This window comes from Desulfobotulus sapovorans DSM 2055, assembly GCF_059569355.1.
The window spans coordinates 186,955-204,147 of the sequence record NZ_JCANVJ010000002.1 but is presented as its reverse complement, the minus strand read 5'-3'; the positions used below and the strand labels follow the sequence as shown (position 1 = coordinate 204,147).

The 17,193-nt window shown below is 52.7% G+C and carries 19 protein-coding genes and 1 tRNA gene; 7 read left to right on the top strand and 13 right to left on the bottom strand.

The window, feature by feature from the left end; translation table 11 throughout:
- Positions 1-114: 114 nt before the first annotated feature.
- From BR04_RS03590 to BR04_RS03580, 3 genes are all read left to right on the top strand, one after another.
- Positions 115-552: a bacteriohemerythrin gene (locus BR04_RS03590; protein WP_496354621.1), complete on the top strand. Its 438-nt coding sequence runs from the start codon at positions 115-117 to the stop codon at positions 550-552.
- Positions 553-668: 116 nt separating this feature from the next.
- Positions 669-1,973 (top strand): YjgN family protein, encoded by a 1,305-nt coding sequence (locus BR04_RS03585; protein ID WP_496354620.1) that lies wholly within the window; start codon positions 669-671, stop codon positions 1,971-1,973.
- Positions 1,973-2,992 carry a M48 family metallopeptidase gene (locus BR04_RS03580; protein WP_496354619.1) on the top strand — a complete coding sequence of 340 codons (1,020 nt, stop codon included), beginning with the start codon at positions 1,973-1,975 and terminating at the stop codon, positions 2,990-2,992. Before BR04_RS03585 ends, BR04_RS03580 begins: the two co-directional genes overlap by 1 nt.
- Positions 2,993-2,995: 3 nt before the next feature.
- Here BR04_RS03580 and BR04_RS03575 read toward each other — a convergent pair whose 3' ends face one another.
- The 5 genes from BR04_RS03575 to BR04_RS03555 all read right to left on the bottom strand — a co-directional run bounded on the left by BR04_RS03575 (position 2,996) and on the right by BR04_RS03555 (position 8,124).
- Entirely contained in the window at positions 2,996-5,215 is a 2,220-nt protein-coding gene (locus tag BR04_RS03575; protein WP_496354618.1) for a LemA family protein, read from the bottom strand.
- Between the two features lie 50 nt (positions 5,216-5,265).
- The gene (locus BR04_RS03570; RefSeq protein WP_496354617.1) at positions 5,266-5,484 is read right to left on the bottom strand and encodes a hypothetical protein; all 219 of its coding nucleotides are present in this window, start codon (positions 5,482-5,484) and stop codon (positions 5,266-5,268) included.
- A gap of 22 nt (positions 5,485-5,506) precedes the next feature.
- Positions 5,507-6,664: a radical SAM/SPASM domain-containing protein gene (locus tag BR04_RS03565; RefSeq protein WP_496354616.1), complete on the bottom strand. Its 1,158-nt coding sequence runs from the start codon at positions 6,662-6,664 to the stop codon at positions 5,507-5,509.
- Between the two features lie 164 nt (positions 6,665-6,828).
- A complete protein-coding gene (locus BR04_RS03560; protein WP_496354615.1) occupies positions 6,829-7,965 on the bottom strand; it encodes a 4Fe-4S binding protein in 1,137 nt (378 codons plus the stop codon).
- A gap of 3 nt (positions 7,966-7,968) precedes the next feature.
- On the bottom strand, positions 7,969-8,124 hold the full coding sequence (locus BR04_RS03555; RefSeq protein WP_496354614.1) for a hypothetical protein: 156 nt from the start codon (positions 8,122-8,124) through the stop codon (positions 7,969-7,971).
- A gap of 161 nt (positions 8,125-8,285) precedes the next feature.
- Here BR04_RS03555 and BR04_RS03550 point away from each other — a divergent pair, with 161 nt between their 5' ends.
- Together BR04_RS03550 and BR04_RS03545 are read left to right on the top strand one after the other, a co-directional pair.
- The gene (locus tag BR04_RS03550; RefSeq protein WP_496354613.1) at positions 8,286-9,242 is read left to right on the top strand and encodes a sensor histidine kinase; all 957 of its coding nucleotides are present in this window, start codon (positions 8,286-8,288) and stop codon (positions 9,240-9,242) included.
- Complete coding sequence (locus BR04_RS03545; protein ID WP_496354612.1) at positions 9,239-9,964, top strand: response regulator transcription factor; 726 nt, start codon at positions 9,239-9,241, stop codon at positions 9,962-9,964. Before BR04_RS03550 ends, BR04_RS03545 begins: the two co-directional genes overlap by 4 nt.
- A gap of 9 nt (positions 9,965-9,973) precedes the next feature.
- Here BR04_RS03545 and queF read toward each other — a convergent pair whose 3' ends face one another.
- The 5 genes from queF to BR04_RS03520 form a co-directional block, all read right to left on the bottom strand.
- Entirely contained in the window at positions 9,974-10,795 is an 822-nt protein-coding gene (gene queF / locus BR04_RS03540; RefSeq protein WP_496354611.1) for an NADPH-dependent 7-cyano-7-deazaguanine reductase QueF, read from the bottom strand.
- A complete protein-coding gene (queC, locus tag BR04_RS03535) occupies positions 10,792-11,475 on the bottom strand; it encodes a 7-cyano-7-deazaguanine synthase QueC (protein WP_496354610.1) in 684 nt (227 codons plus the stop codon). Before queC ends, queF begins: the two co-directional genes overlap by 4 nt.
- Positions 11,476-11,486: 11 nt before the next feature.
- A complete protein-coding gene (locus BR04_RS03530; protein WP_496354609.1) occupies positions 11,487-12,104 on the bottom strand; it encodes a 7-carboxy-7-deazaguanine synthase QueE in 618 nt (205 codons plus the stop codon).
- On the bottom strand, positions 12,097-12,507 hold the full coding sequence (locus BR04_RS03525) for a 6-pyruvoyl trahydropterin synthase family protein (RefSeq protein ID WP_496354608.1): 411 nt from the start codon (positions 12,505-12,507) through the stop codon (positions 12,097-12,099). The genes BR04_RS03530 and BR04_RS03525 overlap by 8 nt, the downstream gene beginning before the upstream one ends.
- A gap of 354 nt (positions 12,508-12,861) precedes the next feature.
- Positions 12,862-12,948 (bottom strand) — tRNA-Leu (locus BR04_RS03520).
- A gap of 244 nt (positions 12,949-13,192) precedes the next feature.
- Here BR04_RS03520 and BR04_RS03515 point away from each other — a divergent pair.
- Both BR04_RS03515 and BR04_RS03510 read left to right on the top strand, forming a co-directional pair.
- Complete coding sequence (locus BR04_RS03515) at positions 13,193-13,507, top strand: DUF4389 domain-containing protein (protein ID WP_496354607.1); 315 nt, start codon at positions 13,193-13,195, stop codon at positions 13,505-13,507.
- Between the two features lie 141 nt (positions 13,508-13,648).
- A complete protein-coding gene (locus BR04_RS03510; RefSeq protein WP_496354606.1) occupies positions 13,649-14,917 on the top strand; it encodes a valine--pyruvate transaminase in 1,269 nt (422 codons plus the stop codon).
- 17 nt (positions 14,918-14,934) lie between these two features.
- Here the strand turns inward: BR04_RS03510 and BR04_RS03505 are convergent, their stop codons facing one another.
- The 3 genes from BR04_RS03505 to BR04_RS03495 form a co-directional block, all read right to left on the bottom strand.
- The gene (locus BR04_RS03505; protein ID WP_496354605.1) at positions 14,935-15,405 is read right to left on the bottom strand and encodes a regulatory protein RecX; all 471 of its coding nucleotides are present in this window, start codon (positions 15,403-15,405) and stop codon (positions 14,935-14,937) included.
- Positions 15,398-15,676, bottom strand: a complete 279-nt coding sequence (locus BR04_RS03500; RefSeq protein WP_496354604.1) for a hypothetical protein — start codon at positions 15,674-15,676, stop codon at positions 15,398-15,400. Before BR04_RS03500 ends, BR04_RS03505 begins: the two co-directional genes overlap by 8 nt.
- 75 nt (positions 15,677-15,751) lie before the next feature.
- Positions 15,752-17,053, bottom strand: a complete 1,302-nt coding sequence (locus BR04_RS03495; RefSeq protein ID WP_496354603.1) for a pyridoxal phosphate-dependent aminotransferase — start codon at positions 17,051-17,053, stop codon at positions 15,752-15,754.
- Positions 17,054-17,193 lie beyond the last annotated feature (140 nt).

Below are 17,193 nucleotides of genomic sequence, written 5' to 3'. Positions count from 1 at the left end.
GGTGTATTGCAGGGAGATGACAGGGTATCAAACAGAACATGCCGGCCGACCGCCGTGCATAAATTGTAAAGAAACATCGGTTCTTGCGCCGGTGTTTTCGAATCGGGAGGTGCCATGGAACGGATGGTCTGGGAAGAGGATTTGAATATCCACGTGCAGCAGATTGATGAGCAGAAACAGAAAATTGCGGAGCACATCAATAAAATTTACCAGAAATATGAAGAGAAGGCAGAACCCAGGGTTCTTTTTGACCTGCTTAATGAGCTGGGGGAAGGCCTGCGTATTCATTTTGGCATTGAAGAAAAAATCATGCAGCAGCTGGGGTATCCGGAGCTTGCGGAACACCGCAAACTGCATAAGGTCTTTATACGGAAAACCCTGAACCTGCGGCGTATGGTTTCCGATGACCCAGAGGATCTCAAGGATGAATCCCTTGCCTATCTTGCAAAATGGCTGGTGGAACATATCCGGACAGAAGATCAGCGTTTCGGGCCTTATGGACGTACCAAACTTTTCATCGAGCAGCATAAACGCAACAAGCGTATGCGCTGATTCTGTGCATCAGTCCCCACCCTGTATTTGCAGACGGACGCTTCCGCCACAGGAATGTCCGTCTGCATCCTGCCAGACCTTACCTTCCCCATTCTCCGACGAAAGGAATGCTCCCCATGACAGAGATCCGTTTTGACGTGGTTTTTCATGGAAAACTTTTACCGGGTTTTGATGCAGAAACTGTTGTGGACAGGTTTTCCCGGATGTTTGGTCTTGAAAGATCTGTGGCGGAAAGTGTTTTATCCACCACGAGAACCGTGCTCAAAAAAGATCTGACACCGGAAGCTGCGGAAACCTATGCTGCCGCTTTGCGTCAGGCGGGTCTGGATGTTTCTCTGGAGGCCAGAATGGATGATGCGCAGGCAATGATGGGTGGGGCCGCGGATGGGGGAGGTGGAGGCCAGGGAACGGGGGAAAACATGGAAGGTTCCGGTCATGCCACGGGATCTGAGCGTCTGCGTTTTTCTTTTCAGGGCAAGGGCGGGGAATATTTTCGTATCTGGATTGTCAACCTGCTGCTTTCCATTGTCACTCTGGGGATTTATTCTGCCTGGGCCAAGGTGAGGCGAAAACGCTATTTTTATCTCAACACCCATCTCAATGGCAGAAATTTTGATTATCTGGCAGACCCCGTAAAAATTCTTTTCGGACGTATTCTGGTTGTTGGCTTTCTGGGATTTTCCTTTTTGCTGGAACAGCTTTATCCCATGGCATCTTTTGTTTTTTCCATTTTATTTCTGCTGCTTTTTCCATGGATTATTGTCCGTTCCCTTGTTTTTAACGCAAGGAATTCCAGCTACCGCAATATCCGCTTTGCCTTTCACGGTACGGTATGGGGAGCTGCCAAGGCGTATATCCTCTGGCCCCTTGCCGGAATGCTGACCCTTGGCCTTCTGTGGCCCCATGCGGTTTTCAAACAGCACCAGTACCTCGTGACTGCCAGTGCCTACGGAAAAACCGCCTTTGATTTCAACAACACTCCCAAAGCCTATTACAGGATGTTCCTCAGCCTGCTTCCTCCTTTTCTCATTGCCCTTGTAGTTATGGCCGGTACGGCCTATCTCATGCCCCTGCTGCTTTTTTTACCCATGGCGGTTCTCTATCTCTTTGTCCTGGCCTGGTATGCCGTGAACAGCACCAATATTCTGTTCAATGCGGTCCGTCTTTCATCCCACAGCTTTGAAGCCCGGCTTATGGTGTTTGAGTATATGCTGATTCTTGGGGTCAATTCTCTTCTTACCGTCCTGACGCTGGGCTTTTTTCATCCCTGGGCCAAAGTGAGAATTGCCTCTTACAGGGCAGAGAAAATGGCCCTTCTTGCAACAGGCTCTCTTGATGCCTTTGTTGCAGGAGAAGAAAAGAAGGTGGCTTCCCTCGGGGAAGAAGCAGCGGACTTCCTTGATTTTGATCTGGGGTTCTGATGGGAATTTCTGGTGTTTTTTATGATGGCAAGTCCTCCATGGAACGACCGGCTGAGCTTCTGTTTCTGACCGAAGTCGGATTGTTGCGTGTGGAGGGAGAAAAGGGGCTGCTTTTTGCCGAAGCCCTTTTGCACGTTGTCGTTATTTCGCCTCCTCTGGGACAGACCGCCCGAACCTTTCGTTTCCCCTGCGGCGGTGTTTTTGAAACACGGGATCATGAAGCTGTCCATGCCCTGCAAACCCATCAGGGAAGGGGCGTTTTCTGGCATTTCCTGCATACTCTGGAATCCCGGTGGTTTCTGGCCCTCGTCACTTTTTTTCTGGTGCTGGCAGCCCTTGTTCTGGTTTTTTACCATGGTGCGCCCATTCTTGCGAGGGAGGTCGCTTTTCGCCTGCCTGCCAGTATTCTGGATCATGCGGGTGAAAGCACACTGAAAAGTCTGGATCAGATGTTTTTTGCACCGTCCGGCCTTTCCCCTGAGGCCCAGGAGGATTTTCACAGAACCTTTGCCGCGCTCTGGGAGGCCCATCCGGAAATGCGCCTTCTGTTCCGCAAAGGGGGGCGTATCGGTGCCAATGCCCTGGCGCTTCCCGGCAATATCATTGTGGTGACGGATGAACTGCTTGCGCTGGGGGAGGGCAATCCCGATGGCCTTGAGGGGGTTCTGGCCCATGAGGCCGGACATGGACGGTATCGCCATGCGGCAAGACGGGTGATTCAGGACAGCCTTCTCACCGTTGTCATCATGGGAGTGACGGGGGATGGCAGTGGCATCGCCGAGCTTTTCATGGGGCTGCCTGTCCTGATGTCGGAGCTGGCCTATTCCAGAGCGTTTGAGAGGGAGGCGGATGCCTATGCCATGGCCTGGCTGGATGCCAGAGGAAAAAGCAGTGAGGGTTTTGCAAGGCTGCTCATCAATCTGCATGAAAAAGAGGGATTGATAAAAAACAGCTCTTCCTGGCAGCAGTATCTGTCTACCCATCCCCTGCTGGAAGAGCGCCTGGAGGCCCTTCGCTGAGGGCTATGGCTTCAGGGAGGTAAAGGGCTTTTTTGCTGTAAAGCCGAAGAGTCGGGCCAGAATCAGATCCGGAAAGGACTGGATACGGGTGTTGTAGATTGCCACACTGTCCGAATATCCCTGACGCAGAAGGGCAAGGTAGTTTTCGGTTTTCCGGATTTCTTCACTGAACTGCTGCACCAGGCTCTGGTTTTTGAGTTCCGGAAAGGTCTCCAGCCGTGCAAAAAAGGCCTGAGAAACCGCTTTTTCTTCGTTTAACATCCGGTCCGCGTTTTCCGCATCGCCTTCGTCCAGGGTCGGGCGGGAGCGCAGGGCAGCAATGGCCGTCAGGAGTTCCCTTTCATGCTGAAGGGCAGCTTGCACGATGTTTTGAAGCTGGGGCCAGAGATCTGCCCGTTTCTGGAGGATGGTATCAATATCGCTCCAGGTTTTGAGCACCCGGTTTTTAAGAAAAATCAAATCATTGTAGTGCAGGATAAGGGTATAGGTGAGAAGGGTGAGGGGTACGGCGAGGGAGAGTTTAAAGAGGGCTCCCGGAGTCAGCCAGCCGAGACCGGACCAGAGTGTGGTGCAGGCGAAGAGCACGGCACCAAGACCCAGCGAGGAGAGAAAAAAGCTTCGGGAAGACATGGAAATCAGAAGATCTTCTTCCTTTCTGTGGCTGATGAAAAAAAAATCCCCTCCGTTTTTTCCTTGCTGCAGGGTGAGCTGGTCACTGCAAAGCCCGTCCAGACCGGCAAACCCGATGCAGTAAATGGGAATGTTTACCGGCATCCAGTATTCTGTATAACGGCGGACTCCCCTGGTTTGCACGTATTTCCCTGGAAATTCCATTTCCGCGTTTTCAGGGATGATTTTTACCCTGCCTTCCGCATCTTCCAGCCAGAAATCGGTCCGTTTTCCACCACTGGCAACGGTTACCCATTTGTTTTTATTGTCCCCGCTGTCCTTCTGTTCTTCAATCTTGTAGGTGTAGGCAACGCAGTCCTTTCCCTTGAGCTGGCTCTGGATGTGGGGAAGCTCATGATCGACGCGGATGTATCCCTTCAACTCTGCAAGACCATAACTGAGTCCCTGACTTTTTGCCGTTGGAATATGTTCAATGAGGCGTTTTCTCTTGATGGATTGAAAACTTCTGAAAAAGAAAAGCCCTCCCAGAAACACCCCCAGAAGACTGAAAACAGAAACCATCCATGAAGAATCCAGATAACTGCTGCGCATGGTGGCGACCAGGGCTGCGGCCCTTTCTTTTTCTGCGGGAAGCAGCCCTTCGGGCAAGGGGAACATTTTATCCGCAAGGGCAAGGAAGAGGGGGCGATCCGGCCACTGAAGGCTGTTTTTCTCTATGAGCAGACGCATGGCATAGAGATCCGTACGGCGGGCAGAAGAAGGAGCGGCCTGAATGCTTCGGTAACGCTGCTGATAGGATGCAGCAGCCGTTTTCCAGTCTTCCTTCAGGTGAACCATCCCTATGGCAGTAAGGCCACCGACCATCCCCAGTGACATGAAAAGCACATATACCCAGAAACGGTGAACCCGTACAGCCGTGAGAAAAAGGCCAATGGCAAGGGCCACAAGCACTGAGGCCAAAGAAATATGGATGGATACGCTGAAAAGATACAGCCCCCCTTCAGACTGAAGGGATGTTGTGGTGAGCAGGGGAGGGATACCGGATTTTTCGGTGAAAAACGTAAAAATCTTCTTGTCGGCATCGTATTCGCCCAGAAGGTTCAGGAGATCACCCTCATGGATGGCCCATTCCATGTAGGTAAGATCCCCTTTTTTTCTTTTGTAGCTCATTGGAATGGAAACAGTCATGTTCCCGGGATGCTCCGTCGAAAGAGAAACCCGGCCACTGGAATCTTCCAGCAGAAACCGTCCCTGTTTTTCACCGCTTTCCAGAACCCTGACCCGGCTTGTGTCATCGGAATCCTTGTAGGTTTCTTCAAGCCGGTAGCGGATATAGAGTACATCCGTTCCGGAATAGGGCGCCTGATAGATGCGTGTTTCAGAAAGGGCTTTGCCCCGAATGGCATAGGCTCCCTCTGACAGGGCTTCAATGGGAGTCAGGGGAAAACGGTCGATCTGCCGGGCTTCCCGCATCTCGTTAAAGCCCCATCTGAAAAGGAAAAAAGCGGCCATGAGGCAGAGGACGGCAGCAAGGAGCCGGATGAGGGAACTGAAGATGGTGCGTCCTAAGGATGGTGCGCCGATTTTTTCCATGGTGTCCTGTTCTGTAAGGGAATCCGGGGCTTTGGGGTCATGGGGCCTTTTTATTCCAGGCCGGGCGGCGGACTCTGCATACATACGGAAATGTTGGCGGGAAGGGTATGTCCCGGTGGGGTGACATAGGCCTCGCACCCGCCGCCGATGAAGAACTTGTCTTCTGTTCCCGTCACAAGGATTTGCAGGCCGCCCTCCGGCGGCAGCGCGGTTCCCAGAGCCTTCAGTACCTCATCCATGGAGCAGGTGATGTTCAGATCTACTTTCATGGTGTCCTCCTTTTGGGGTGAGTTACAGACCCAGGTCACAGATGTCGCATTCCCTGAGTTTGTTTTCAAGGGTTTTGCGGATGTGCAGAACAGGTTCCGAGCTGTGCCACAGCTGATCGAAGGCATCTTCTTTCAGATTGCCCAGGGGGTTGCGGTAAAAACGTTTCATCTTGAGGCAGGGATAGAGGGAGCCGTCCTCACAAATGGCGAAAAAGGAAAATCCCGCCTTGCAGAGTTTCTGCCTTTCCCCCTTCTTTTTTTCCCGCTTTTCCATAAATTTTGCAAGATCCTGGGTTTCAATGCGCTCTGCAAGATTTTCCGTGCCGCCATCATCTTTCGGAAAAATTTCCGCGTCAAAATGAACGGGAACGCCCATGGGGTCTCCGATTTTTGTGGCGATGTCCGTGTAGCTGTCCACATTGGATTTCATGACGGAACAGTTGATACGCAGATCAAGGCCCGCTTCCCGGAGGAGATGCAGGGCGCGGAGGGTTTTGCGGAAACTTCCCGGGGATCGGGTGATGGCGTCGTGTACCCCTTCTTCTGCGCCGTAAAGGCTGACGTGGATGCGGTGGATGTTGGAAAAACCCGCAAGGGTCTGCACGGTTTTTTCATCCACAAGGGTGCCGTTGGTGTTGATGCGGATGACAAAGCGCTCCCTGTCCAGCCAGGCCAGAATATCAAGGATGTCCTTTCGCATGAAAATTTCACCACCCGTAAGCACCAGACCGAAGACCCCGCTTTTTTTCAGGCTTTCCAGAATGGCAAAGACCTCAAGGGTATTCAGGCTGTCTTTTTCATTGCGAAAGAGGCAGTAGCAGTGCCGGCAGCGCAGGTTGCAGCGTCCGGTGAGTTCAAAGTGGCCGCTGATGGGGATGCGGTTTTTGAAGGCGAAAAGGGTGAGGGCGGCCATGTCCACTTCCATGGTCTCCGGGGAGGACTGGCACCTTGGATCACTGACAGCGGGGAAAGAGGCGGGCCTTTCCACAAGGCCGAGTTCCAGAAGGGCCGGAAAAAAGGGGCTGCGAAGGTCTTTTTCGTCAGGGACGGCCTTTCCGTGCAGGCTTTCCCAGAAACCAAGGGCCTCCTTCTGCAAAAAAAAGATCCGTTTCTGCTGGAGATTCATGATGACGGCGAGGCTTTCCCCATAGATCCGGTAGAGAAGGGTTTTTGGAATCATACGGACGGTTCCTTTCCATCAAGGCTGAGGGGGTCCTCCTGTCAGAGAACCGGTACGGAGGAGACCCCTTTTGTGACGGATTGCCGGAGATCTTCCTGGGGTGTCGGGGGGGGGCAGCCCCTGAAACCGTAAGTATTCCATTTTCTGTTTTTCAGGGGGGTGGCTTAAAAAGGGAATTTGTTTTTTCCGAGAATATCCGCCTTCAGGTTTTTCATGGACAGCATACGCAGGGGCCGGTTTTTTTCTGTCTGCATCCGGTCATACATTTCCTGAGGATCTTCCGGAACATCGGGCTGAAACCTTTCCTCCCGCTGGACAAGGGAGATGGCTCCGGAGGGACAGGCACTTTTGCAGAGGCCACATCCCATGCATTTTCCCTTGCTGACATGCATCTTCCCGTCCTCTCCCGGAGAAAGGGCATTGAAAATGCACCGCTCCATGCAGGCCGCACAGGCGGTGCAGGTCTCGGGATCAATCCGGCACTGCCAGGAGGCCCGGACGATCTGGCTGTGCAGATTAAAGCGTGCCACCGTGGAAAAGATCCCGCAGGAACAGACGCAGCAGTTGCAGATATAGCAGACCTCGTCTTTGGCATTCTGGGTATGGGCCACCAGACCTTCCTTCTCACAGTCCTCCATGAGTTTCAGGGCGGCTTCCTTGGAAATGATTTCCGTGGGCATTCCCGCCTCAAGGTAAAATTCCGCAAACTCGTTGAGGCTGAGACAGGCCCTTAAGGTATGCGCACAGCCCCGGCCTTCGGCCCGGGCTTTTTTGCGGCAGAGACAGTCACTCACGGCAATGAGGCGGGCCTCTTCAATATAACGCCGTATTTTTTCATGGGGCATGATGGTCTGGGTGTCTTCAAGGGCGGCTTCCACGGGCAGGATACGGAACTGGGAGGTCTTGCCACCAAAGACCTCCATGCCCATGGCATCCATCATGTAGCGGTTGTGGGCCTTGTTGTAATCCGGAGAAAGCCGGTTGAGCTGAAACTCAAAGGTTCCCACCACATAGGGCATGAGCACATAGTGATAGACCCCATCCACACAGATGCGGAAGAGCAGTCCCCGGGTGGCCATGGCGTCCAGCATGGCCCGGACAGTCTCTCCATCCCCGCCATACTGGCGGGCAATGGTCTCGGCGGTCTGCCCTTCGGGAGTGAGCTTCAGGCAGAGGGCCGCTTCTTCGGGGGTATACATGGTTTTTAAGAGGGCAATGTCCGTGCCCTTCGGGCCTTCGGGAAAACCACAGGGAAGCTGGTGCAGGTATTGTTGAAGCTCTCGGTAGATGTCCTCGCTCATGGTTCAGCTCCTTGTCCGTCGGGATATGGAAAATTTTTGAAGCCCCTTGACCATGACCATCCCCAGCATCAGACAGAACAGGGTATCCACAAGACCTGTTGCCGGTATGGAGGTGACAGGGCAGATGGCTCCGGTGATCATGGCCTCTGGAATATGCATGGAAGTCCTCTTGGATGAAAGATTTAAGGGATGGGGCTTACGTTTTTCAGTGCGTATATCTTCGGAATATGCCAGAAACACAGAGGGCTGTCGATTAAATTATGTGTACAAAATATTTTCCTGAAGCCTTCCGCCCTTAAGGGTGGAACCTGGAGGGCTGTGTGAGGCTGCGTAGAAGTCTTCGGAATACCATGCTGGTCATGCTCGTGTCCGTAACGGCCCTGGCCATTTCCCTTTATCTCTATATTCGATGGTTTATGGCGGTACGCTCCGGTCTGATGGATCTTACCCGCAACCTGAATATGGAGGGGTATACGGTAATGGCTCCGGAAACGGTGAGTGTGGTACTCACCCTTTCCATTCTTGTGGGGCTGATCCTCGTGGGCCTGATGGTCATCTACTTTTACTATCGCAAGGCCATGTCCCTCTACCGGATGCAGCGTCGCTTTATCCGCAGTTTCACCCATGAGCTGAAAACACCGGTAGCCTCCATCCGGCTTTATCTGGATACTTTTTTAAATCATGAACTGCCCCGCGAGGAGAGTATCCGTTATCTTACATATATGAAGCTGGATACGGAACGTCTTTCCGAGCAGATTGAAAGGATTCTCAGTCTCGCCCGCATCGAAGGCGGGATGGCCCCCCTGGGACTGGAAAAACTGGATCTTCTGAAAAAAATTGCTGTCATACACCGGGAACATCCCCGTTTTGAAGGCTTGACCCTTCGCCTGGAGGCTCCGGTGGATGGATTTTTTTATCCCGTGGATCCGGGACTTTTTTCCATGATGATTGCCAATCTCATGGAAAATGCCCTGCGGTACAACACAGCAGCGGAACCCACCATGCACGTGCGGCTGGAAAAAAATAAAAAGGCTGTACTGCTGCACTTTTCCGATAACGGCATCGGACTTGAAAAAAAAGATCTGAAACGGGTATTCCGAAGATTTTACAGGGTGAAGCCCCAGGGGAAAATTCCTGGAACAGGCCTTGGACTGCACCTTGCCGACCATGTGGTACGCATGCACAAAGGGCGTATCACCGTTGCAAGTGAAGGCCCCGGAAAGGGCTGCACCTTCACCATAAAACTGCCGCTTGCGGATGAGGGTGACAAAGGATGAGCCAGACAATTCTGCTGATAGAAGATGAACTGCATCTGCGGGAAGGGATTCGCCTGAATCTTTACCTGGGGGGCTATGGGGTGCTGTGCGCGGCATCGGGTGAGGAGGGGCTGGCCCTTCTGGAAAGGGAGACCGTGGATCTGGTCATTCTGGACCGGATGCTGCCGGATATGGATGGACTCCGCATACTGGAGCAGATCCGCAGAAAAGACACCTTCCTTCCCATCCTCATCCTTTCGGCCAAAGGAGAGGTGGAGGATCGCAAGGCCGGACTCAGACGGGGCTGTGACGATTACATGGCCAAGCCCTTTGATGTGCAGGAGCTGGAGCTGCGCGTGGCAAGACTCCTTCAGCGAAAAGGAGAAATGACAACGCAGGGGGACAGTCTGGATTTTTTCTTTGGGGCCAACCGCATCGACTGGGAACGGAGGGTGGCGGAAGTGGACGGAGAAGAGGTGGCCCTTACGGATCAGGAGATTCGTATTTTACGCTACTTTTCTGAAAATCCGGGCAAGCCCGTGAGCCGGGAAGCCATCCTGACCCGTGCCTTAGGCTATGCCAGTCCCGTTGCCACCCGGACGGTGGATAATTTTCTGGTGCGTTTCCGGCGTTATTTCGAAGAGAATCCGAGAAAACCCCGGTTCTTTAAAAGCATCCGTTCCGTTGGTTACCTCTTTGATCCCACAGGACAGTGTCCGAAAGGGGAGGACAGGGAAACATAGGCAGGGGACTTACTGGCGGAAATCCCGGAAATTGGGCATTTCTTCCCTATGGGTACTCCGCCATGGATTGATATCAATGCCTCCTCTTCGGGTAAACCGGGCGGAGACCAGAAGCTTTTCGGGATGGCAGCTTTTCAGGATCCGGGAAAAAAGGGTTTCGACACAGGATTCATGAAAACCGGAATGCTCCCTCAGGCCGACAATATAGCGCAGAAGGCTTTCGGGGCAGATGGCTCTTCCCGTATAGCGGATCTGCACCGTGGCCCAGTCCGGCTGATCCGTTACCGGACAGCGGCTCCGCAGGAGGCGGGAGAAAAGGGCTTCAGATCTCCTTTCGTCCCCTTGCAGAAGGCAGGGTGCAGGAGGCATATTCCTGTCAAAGGGCAGGGTGTCCAGACAGCTTCCCAGGGGAGCCGCAGGTGCCAGAACCCCAAAGTTCTCCGGCATCCACAGACACACCTGAACCTGTGTGCCACAGACAGCAGAAACATCCTTTGCAATGCAGTCCCGCAGCGCTTCCGCAGAATCCATGGGGGTCATGTTGAAGCTGTTGAGGTAAAGCTTCAGGGATTTGGATTCCACAAGAAAGGGACTGTCTGCGGCAACACGCAGCTCTGCCACCGCAATGTGGGGTTTGCCGCTTTGATCCAGCCAGGACAGTTCCCAGCAGTTCCAGATATCTTCTCCGAAAAAGGGCAGGGCCTGGGCATTGAAACCCAGCCCCTCTCTTCCAAGACTGCGGGGAACGGGGCAAAGCTGGCCGGGATCATACTGAGGACTGAAACTCTGGATACGCCCCAGGGGAAGGTGACTCAGGTCGTGATCGTTCATGGCATTTTTTCCATGTCTTCATAAAGGGTGGGATCCAGCCCTTCTTCCCTGCGCAGGGCATGGGCCCGCTCCAGACAGGCACTGCACTGGCCGCAGTGCAAGGCTCTTCCCTTGTAACAGGTCCAGGTTCGGCCAAAGTCTACTCCCAGAGAACGTCCCAGATCGGCAATCTGGCGTTTGCTCAGGTTGGCATAGGGAAAGCAAACCCCGACCTTGCCATCCGTTCCCAGACGGACGGCCTCGGCAAAGGCAATGTTGAAGGCCTGACGGCAATCCGGGTACAGGGCATGGTCTCCGCTGTGGGAAGCCAGCAGAACCTCGGATGCACCGATGGATTCGGCATAGCCCACGGCAATGCTCATGAGAATGGGATTGCGGAAGGGGACAACGGTCTGGGCCAGACCTTCCGATGCGTAAGGCCCATCGGGAATGGGGGGGCCTGTGCACAGAAGGGCTGAGGAAAACAGCTCCGGCATGAAGGCAAGGGAAACAATCCGATGGGAAACCCCCAGTCTGCGACAGCCTGCCGCAGCCATGGGAAGTTCTCTGTGGTTGTGGCGGGAACCGTAGTCAAAACTTAAGGCAGCCACCTTTTTTCCCCTGGCCAGGAGATCATGGAGGAGAACCGTGGAATCCAGTCCTCCGGAAAAAACCAGTACACAGTCCGGTGCATTCGGCATCAGAAACCTCCCTATATGCCCTTTTTACGATCATGGACAAGAATATGCAGGCGCGGGCAGAAATGATAGCCCTTTTCCGTGCAGATTTCCCAAAGCTTCGGCATACGTTGAAGCTGCTCTTCCCGGCTGGCTCCCAGGGCCATCAGCCAGACCCTTTCCGCTGGAAAGCCGGAGGCTTCAATCTGCCTCAGGGTCGTTTCCCCATCTTCTTCCCAGAGGGGCTTCAGGGCAAAGGCCCGCTGTATCAGATCGTTTGAGGGCCACTGTCCCGCTTTGGGGGAAAGTACCACCTTTCCCCGAACCTCAGAGGGAATCCCCGCCCGTCCGCTGCTTTCATACTGCACCTCGATTCCCGCATCCAGCATACGGGATTCCAGTTCCCGTAGGCCCTGATCCCACTGTAAAAACGGCTCACCCCCGGTAATGACCAGGAGGGAAGCCCCATGGGAAAAAATAGTTTTCTCAAGGGCTTCCAGGGATTTTTTTTCTCCGGGAAGCAGGGCCTCAGGCGTATCGCAGAAGCTGCAGTAGGGCTTCAGGCAGCCGGAAAGCCTTAAAAAGACGGCGGGTCTTCCGGAAAAAGGCCCTTCCCCCTGTATGGAAGAAAAGATCTCATGCACCTCAAGCATGGGCTGTTTCCTCCCATGTGGCCCAGGCGTCCTCCGTCTCATAAATGCAGATCCGAAGCAGGCGGAAATTGGGGCCTTCAAGGTGGGGTTTCAGCCGGAAAAAGAGGGTCTGGGCCATGGTTTCCGCAGTGGGAAGTGCCGAGGCATAATCGGGCAGTTCATTGAGGCAGGCATGATCATATTCCGCCAGCACTTCTCGGAAAACAATTTTTTTTAAATCGGAAAAATTGAGAATCCAGCCATGGGCATCGGGGCTGCCGGAAAGGGTGACACGGAGTCTGTAGCTGTGTCCGTGCATGTGGGAGCAGGGGCCAAAAATCCGGTGATTTTCTTCCGGACTCAGGTGGGGAAGGGCAAGGCGATGGGCCGCCTCAAAACGAAACTCTCGGGTAATGGAAAGCACAGGTCACCTCATTGGAAGGGAGGGAGAATTTTTATAGCGGGTTGCCGCTCGTCCGCTGCTCGTTCAGAAAACTCTGAAGATCTGCCATGCACAGCACCTGCCGAAGGGACAGGACAGAAACACTGTCGTGCCCATTTCAAGGAGGCAAGACATAAACCTTTTGATATCATCCGTCAAGCTGTTCAGGATTATTGAAAAAACGGGGCACCATTTTACGCCTGTTCCTGTCTCTCAGGGAAATGGTCTTTGGATTAGGGCAAGAGCTCAGCCTGCAAGGCTGGGGCAGGAAAGGGATCAGATTGAAAAAAAGGCTCCACATCCGTTCAGGAAGGGAGCCTTTTGCACAGTTTATTCTGGTGCCTGGAGCGGGAATCGAACCCGCACAGCCTTTCGACCGAGGGATTTTAAGTCCCTTGCGTCTACCATTTCCGCCATCCAGGCATTACCAAGGCTATGGTGCAGGTTTTATAGGCTTTCGCTTTTTTTTTGTCAATCTTGGAAAAAAAGGTTTTTTTTATTTCCCCTTTCTGTGTTTTCAGCTTGTGCCTTTTCCTAAAAGATTTTAAAAGGATTTTGCCTTGTATCCGGGCATATCGAACAATCAAGGTCGCAAGACTGTATGGAAAAGTCCATTTTTGAAGATTTCCCACCCCGTTTTTATGTTTAAAAAAGGAGAACAGCCATTATGGATCAGGTAAAAACTTTTTTTGTTTCCCGTAAGGACATTGTTATCCGCCTCCTTTACACGATCTTTTTTTTCATTGTGCTGGAGTTTTTAAAAACCCTTCAGATTTTTCTTTCATGCGTACAGTATGTCTGGGTTCTGATTACCCTCAAACACCTTGAACCTCTCCGCAATTTTGCGGATCGTCTGGCTGTGATGACCTACCGGGTGCTGCGGTATATATCCCTGAATGAAAATCAGCGCCCCTTTCCCTTTTCCAGCTTTTCAGAACCTCTGGATACGGCGGATACGATCCGTTTTAATGAAAAAGAATAAAAAACGGTCTGGCCATCATTTTTTTACCCTTTCCTTGCAGAAATTCTGAAAGAAGAGCAGGAAAGTTACCCAGAAAAGAGAACGCCGGAATTTGTTTTTCCGGCGTTTTTTGTTTCATCAGAAAAATAAGGAACAAAGATCATGCGGCTTTCGGCATTTGGGGAAAAATTCAGCGCAAAAAGTGGCATTCTGCAACTCATGGAAGATCTTGGAAACGCTCTGGCGGGTTCCGGAGATATGATCATGATGGGCGGTGGCAATCCGGCCCATATTCCGGAGGTGGAAGCAGCCATGCAGAAACGTCTGCGGTGCATTGCCGATACCCCTTCCGACACCCGGCGTATGATCGGAATTTATGATCCCCCCCAGGGAGAAAAGGCCTTCATTGAGGGGCTTGCAGATTTGCTGAAGGATCGTTTCGGCTGGAAGCTGGGTCCGGAAAATATCGCCCTGACCAACGGTTCCCAGTCCGCGTTTTTTCTCCTTTTCAATATGTTCGCAGGCCCGGACAAAAACGGAAAGCAGAAAAAAATCCTTCTGCCCCTGGCACCTGAATATATCGGATATGCGGATGTTGGTATCACCCCGGATTTCTTCACAGCCATCAAACCCAGAATTGATTTTCTGGAGAGACCTTTCTTCAAATACGGAGTGGATTTCAGCAGACTCCGGGTGACAGAAGAGATTGCCGCCATCTGTGTTTCCCGGCCTACCAACCCTACGGGCAATGTCCTCACCGACGAAGAAGTCCGTACCCTGGATATCATGGCAAAGGAAGCAGGGGTTCCTCTCATTCTGGACAGCGCCTATGGCACCCCTTTCCCGGATATCATTTTTACCGAAGCCACCCCCTTCTGGAATGACAATATCATTTTGTGCATGAGTCTTTCCAAACTCGGCCTCCCCGCAGCGCGGACGGGAATTGTGATCGCCCGGGAGGAGGTTGTGCATACCCTTTCCCGCATGAATGCTGTCATGAATCTTGCCACAGGCAGTTTTGGTGCCATGATGGCCCTGGATCTTGTCAAAAGCGGAGAAATCATTTCCTTAAGCCGGGATGTGGTGAAGCCCTATTACCGTAAACGGGCGGATCAGGCCGTGGCATGGTTTCAGCAAGCCCTTGAAGGTACAGATTATTTTATTCACAAGCCTGAAGGGGCGATTTTTCTGTGGCTGTGGTTCCGCAATCTGCCCATCAGCAGTCAGGAACTGTATGAAAGACTGAAGGCCAGGGGGGTACTGGTGGTGCCGGGACATTATTTCTTCCCCGGTCTTGAGGATCAGGAATGGCCCCATCGCCAGGAATGTATCCGCGTTACCTACGGGCAGGCTCCGGAACATGTGGCAAAGGGTATCCGCATTATTGGAGAAGAGGTCAGGCGGGCCTGGAAAGAGGCCGATTTCCGATAAACTGTCTCGGTAGTAAGTCAGAGATCGCGGGGGAGGGAATACAGAAAATCCGTAATTTGCGAGGAAGAAAAACCTCTGGAAAGCAGAAAGCGGTACAGGGCAGCCCGTCGTTTTGCAGGATCCGCTTCCCGCATTCGGGCAAGTTTGCCCTCGGCTGCGGCAGCAAGCTGGCCGGAACCTTCTGCGTCCATGGCGGTATCCAGAAGAGTCTGAGCCATATCCAGGGGGATGCCGCAGCGCTGAAGATCCCGCTGGATGCGGAGAGGGCCATGACCGGAACGCAGCCCTTTCCGGATAATCTGGGAAGCCCTTTCTTTGTCATCCACATAGCCCCGCTCCATGCAGATGCCGAGAACCGCTTCCAGCAGTTCTTCCGCTGCCCCTTTTTTCAGAAGACGGTATCGCAGTTCTTCTCTGGAAAGATTCTGACGGCTCAGCAGAATCATGGCCATGTGCAGGGTCTTTTGCAAAACCTCTTCTTCATCCATCCCGATCCTCTCCGAACATTCGGATGCAGTGATCGAACTGGGCGTTGATCAGTTTTTTATAAGCGCTGCGAAAGGCATTCATGCGCAGTCCCATATCCTGCATCATGTCCCGTACTTCAACGGGAATGGCGCTGAAGTCCGCATACATCAGCGCGATTTCCTTTTCCAGTTCCGCCTGGAACATGACCAGGGAATCTATGCAGCGACCATAGGCTTTTTTCTGTTGGATCATGGAGGTACGTATACATTCGCGAAGAATGGGGGGATACATGCTGCCCTCCTTTGGAAAGACGGAACCAGGGTTCCGGGGAAAAATCCGGAACCCTGGAAAACATGGCTTTTCTGATCAGGCGGATGCCAGATAGTTTTCAATGCTGGAAGCAATGGTTTTCCAGATCCAGAGACGTTTTTCATCGTTGGTTTCAAGAAGGGTAAAACGGAAGCCCTGTTTTTTACAGCAGAACCCTGTCAGCGGCACCACGCAGATCCCCGTGGCCCCGAGAAGGTAATAAACAAAACGCTTGTCAACTTCTACGTTCTGAACCTTGGCCTCCACATAGGCCCGTACTTCAGGATTGTCTATGGCAAGGCTCTGTTTCCCGTTGAGAACGCCTTCGTCAAAGAGCACGGTCATGTAAAAGGCACCCCGTGCAGGCGTTACCGAAATTCCCTTGAGGGATCCCAGAGCCGCAGCCGCTTCATTGGCCCGCATCTCAAAGGTTTTTGCACGGGCCTCAAGATGGGCGGGATACCGGGGATCGCCCATGACCCTGGGAATGGAAAACTGGGGCAGACTGGTGGAGCAGACTTCCAGCATCTTTGCGTCCCGGATGGTCTTGATATAGGTGGCAAACATGGGGAAGCGATCCTGATTGAAGACCTCGATCCAGCCGCAGCGGCTTCCCGGCCAGGGGTATTCCTTGGAAATCCCCCGCAGTGCCATCCCCGGAACATCTCCGATAACCTCACTCAGATGGCAGGTCTCGGCACCATTGTAGACGATGTGGGAATAAATCTCATCGCAGATGACAAAAAGGTCATAGCGCCGTGCAATGGCCACAATGGCTTCCAGCATTTCCCTGGGATAGACCGCACCCGTAGGGTTGTCCGGGTTGATGAGGAGAATCCCGGCGATGGAATCGTTGTATTTGACCTTGTTTTCCAGATCCGCAAGATCGGGCATCCAGCCGTTTGCGGGATCCAGCTCATAGGTGAGGTGCTCATATCCGGAATGGGCAGCCTCCGCAGAAGAATGGGTGGAATAGGCGGGGGAAGGGCCGATGACCCGTGCCTCTCTTTTCAGGAAACCAAAAATTTTGGCTACCGCATCCCCAAGGCCATTGAAAAAGAGAATGTCGTTGGCACAGATCTTATATCCGCCACGGGCATTGACCTGTTCCGCAAGGAATTCCCGCGTTTCCTGGATACCCGGAGTCGCCACATAGCCATAAGTGACATCTTCGGTGACCAGGTCGTGGACAATATCCTTGATCCACTGGGGAACCTTTTCTCCCTTTTGAATGGGGTCACCAATATTCTCCCAGGTGATTTCCACTCCAAGTTTTTGCAATTCATGGGCAACAGCGACAATTTCCCGGATTTCATAGGTGAGTTTTCCTGAACCCACATGAACAATATCTCTGCGCATACGTCCTTCCTTGAAGAATCCCGACTTGATATGATTGAAAAAAGTGAATCGACTTTTGTTGGCTCAGGTTCGTAGCAGAGCCACAGGGTCTTGTAAAGAAAAAGGCTTGTATTGTATTTTTTTTCAGGATTTCCTTAAAA

Bases quoted from the DNA above. Each gene is read 5' to 3' on its own strand.
- BR04_RS03590 (WP_496354621.1), top strand. From the start codon at position 115: ATGGAACGGATGGTCTGGGAAGAGGATTTGAATATCCACGTGCAGCAG.
- BR04_RS03585 (WP_496354620.1), top strand. From the start codon at position 669: ATGACAGAGATCCGTTTTGACGTGGTTTTTCATGGAAAACTTTTACCG.
- BR04_RS03580 (WP_496354619.1), top strand. From the start codon at position 1,973: ATGGGAATTTCTGGTGTTTTTTATGATGGCAAGTCCTCCATGGAACGA.
- BR04_RS03575 (WP_496354618.1), bottom strand. From the start codon at position 5,215: ATGGAAAAAATCGGCGCACCATCCTTAGGACGCACCATCTTCAGTTCC.
- BR04_RS03570 (WP_496354617.1), bottom strand. From the start codon at position 5,484: ATGAAAGTAGATCTGAACATCACCTGCTCCATGGATGAGGTACTGAAG.
- BR04_RS03565 (WP_496354616.1), bottom strand. From the start codon at position 6,664: ATGATTCCAAAAACCCTTCTCTACCGGATCTATGGGGAAAGCCTCGCC.
- BR04_RS03560 (WP_496354615.1), bottom strand. From the start codon at position 7,965: ATGAGCGAGGACATCTACCGAGAGCTTCAACAATACCTGCACCAGCTT.
- BR04_RS03555 (WP_496354614.1), bottom strand. From the start codon at position 8,124: ATGCATATTCCAGAGGCCATGATCACCGGAGCCATCTGCCCTGTCACC.
- BR04_RS03545 (WP_496354612.1), top strand. From the start codon at position 9,239: ATGAGCCAGACAATTCTGCTGATAGAAGATGAACTGCATCTGCGGGAA.
- queF (WP_496354611.1), bottom strand. From the start codon at position 10,795: ATGAACGATCACGACCTGAGTCACCTTCCCCTGGGGCGTATCCAGAGT.
- queC (WP_496354610.1), bottom strand. From the start codon at position 11,475: ATGCCGAATGCACCGGACTGTGTACTGGTTTTTTCCGGAGGACTGGAT.
- BR04_RS03530 (WP_496354609.1), bottom strand. From the start codon at position 12,104: ATGCTTGAGGTGCATGAGATCTTTTCTTCCATACAGGGGGAAGGGCCT.
- BR04_RS03515 (WP_496354607.1), top strand. From the start codon at position 13,193: ATGGATCAGGTAAAAACTTTTTTTGTTTCCCGTAAGGACATTGTTATC.
- BR04_RS03510 (WP_496354606.1), top strand. From the start codon at position 13,649: ATGCGGCTTTCGGCATTTGGGGAAAAATTCAGCGCAAAAAGTGGCATT.
- BR04_RS03505 (WP_496354605.1), bottom strand. From the start codon at position 15,405: ATGGATGAAGAAGAGGTTTTGCAAAAGACCCTGCACATGGCCATGATT.
- BR04_RS03500 (WP_496354604.1), bottom strand. From the start codon at position 15,676: ATGTATCCCCCCATTCTTCGCGAATGTATACGTACCTCCATGATCCAA.
- BR04_RS03495 (WP_496354603.1), bottom strand. From the start codon at position 17,053: ATGCGCAGAGATATTGTTCATGTGGGTTCAGGAAAACTCACCTATGAA.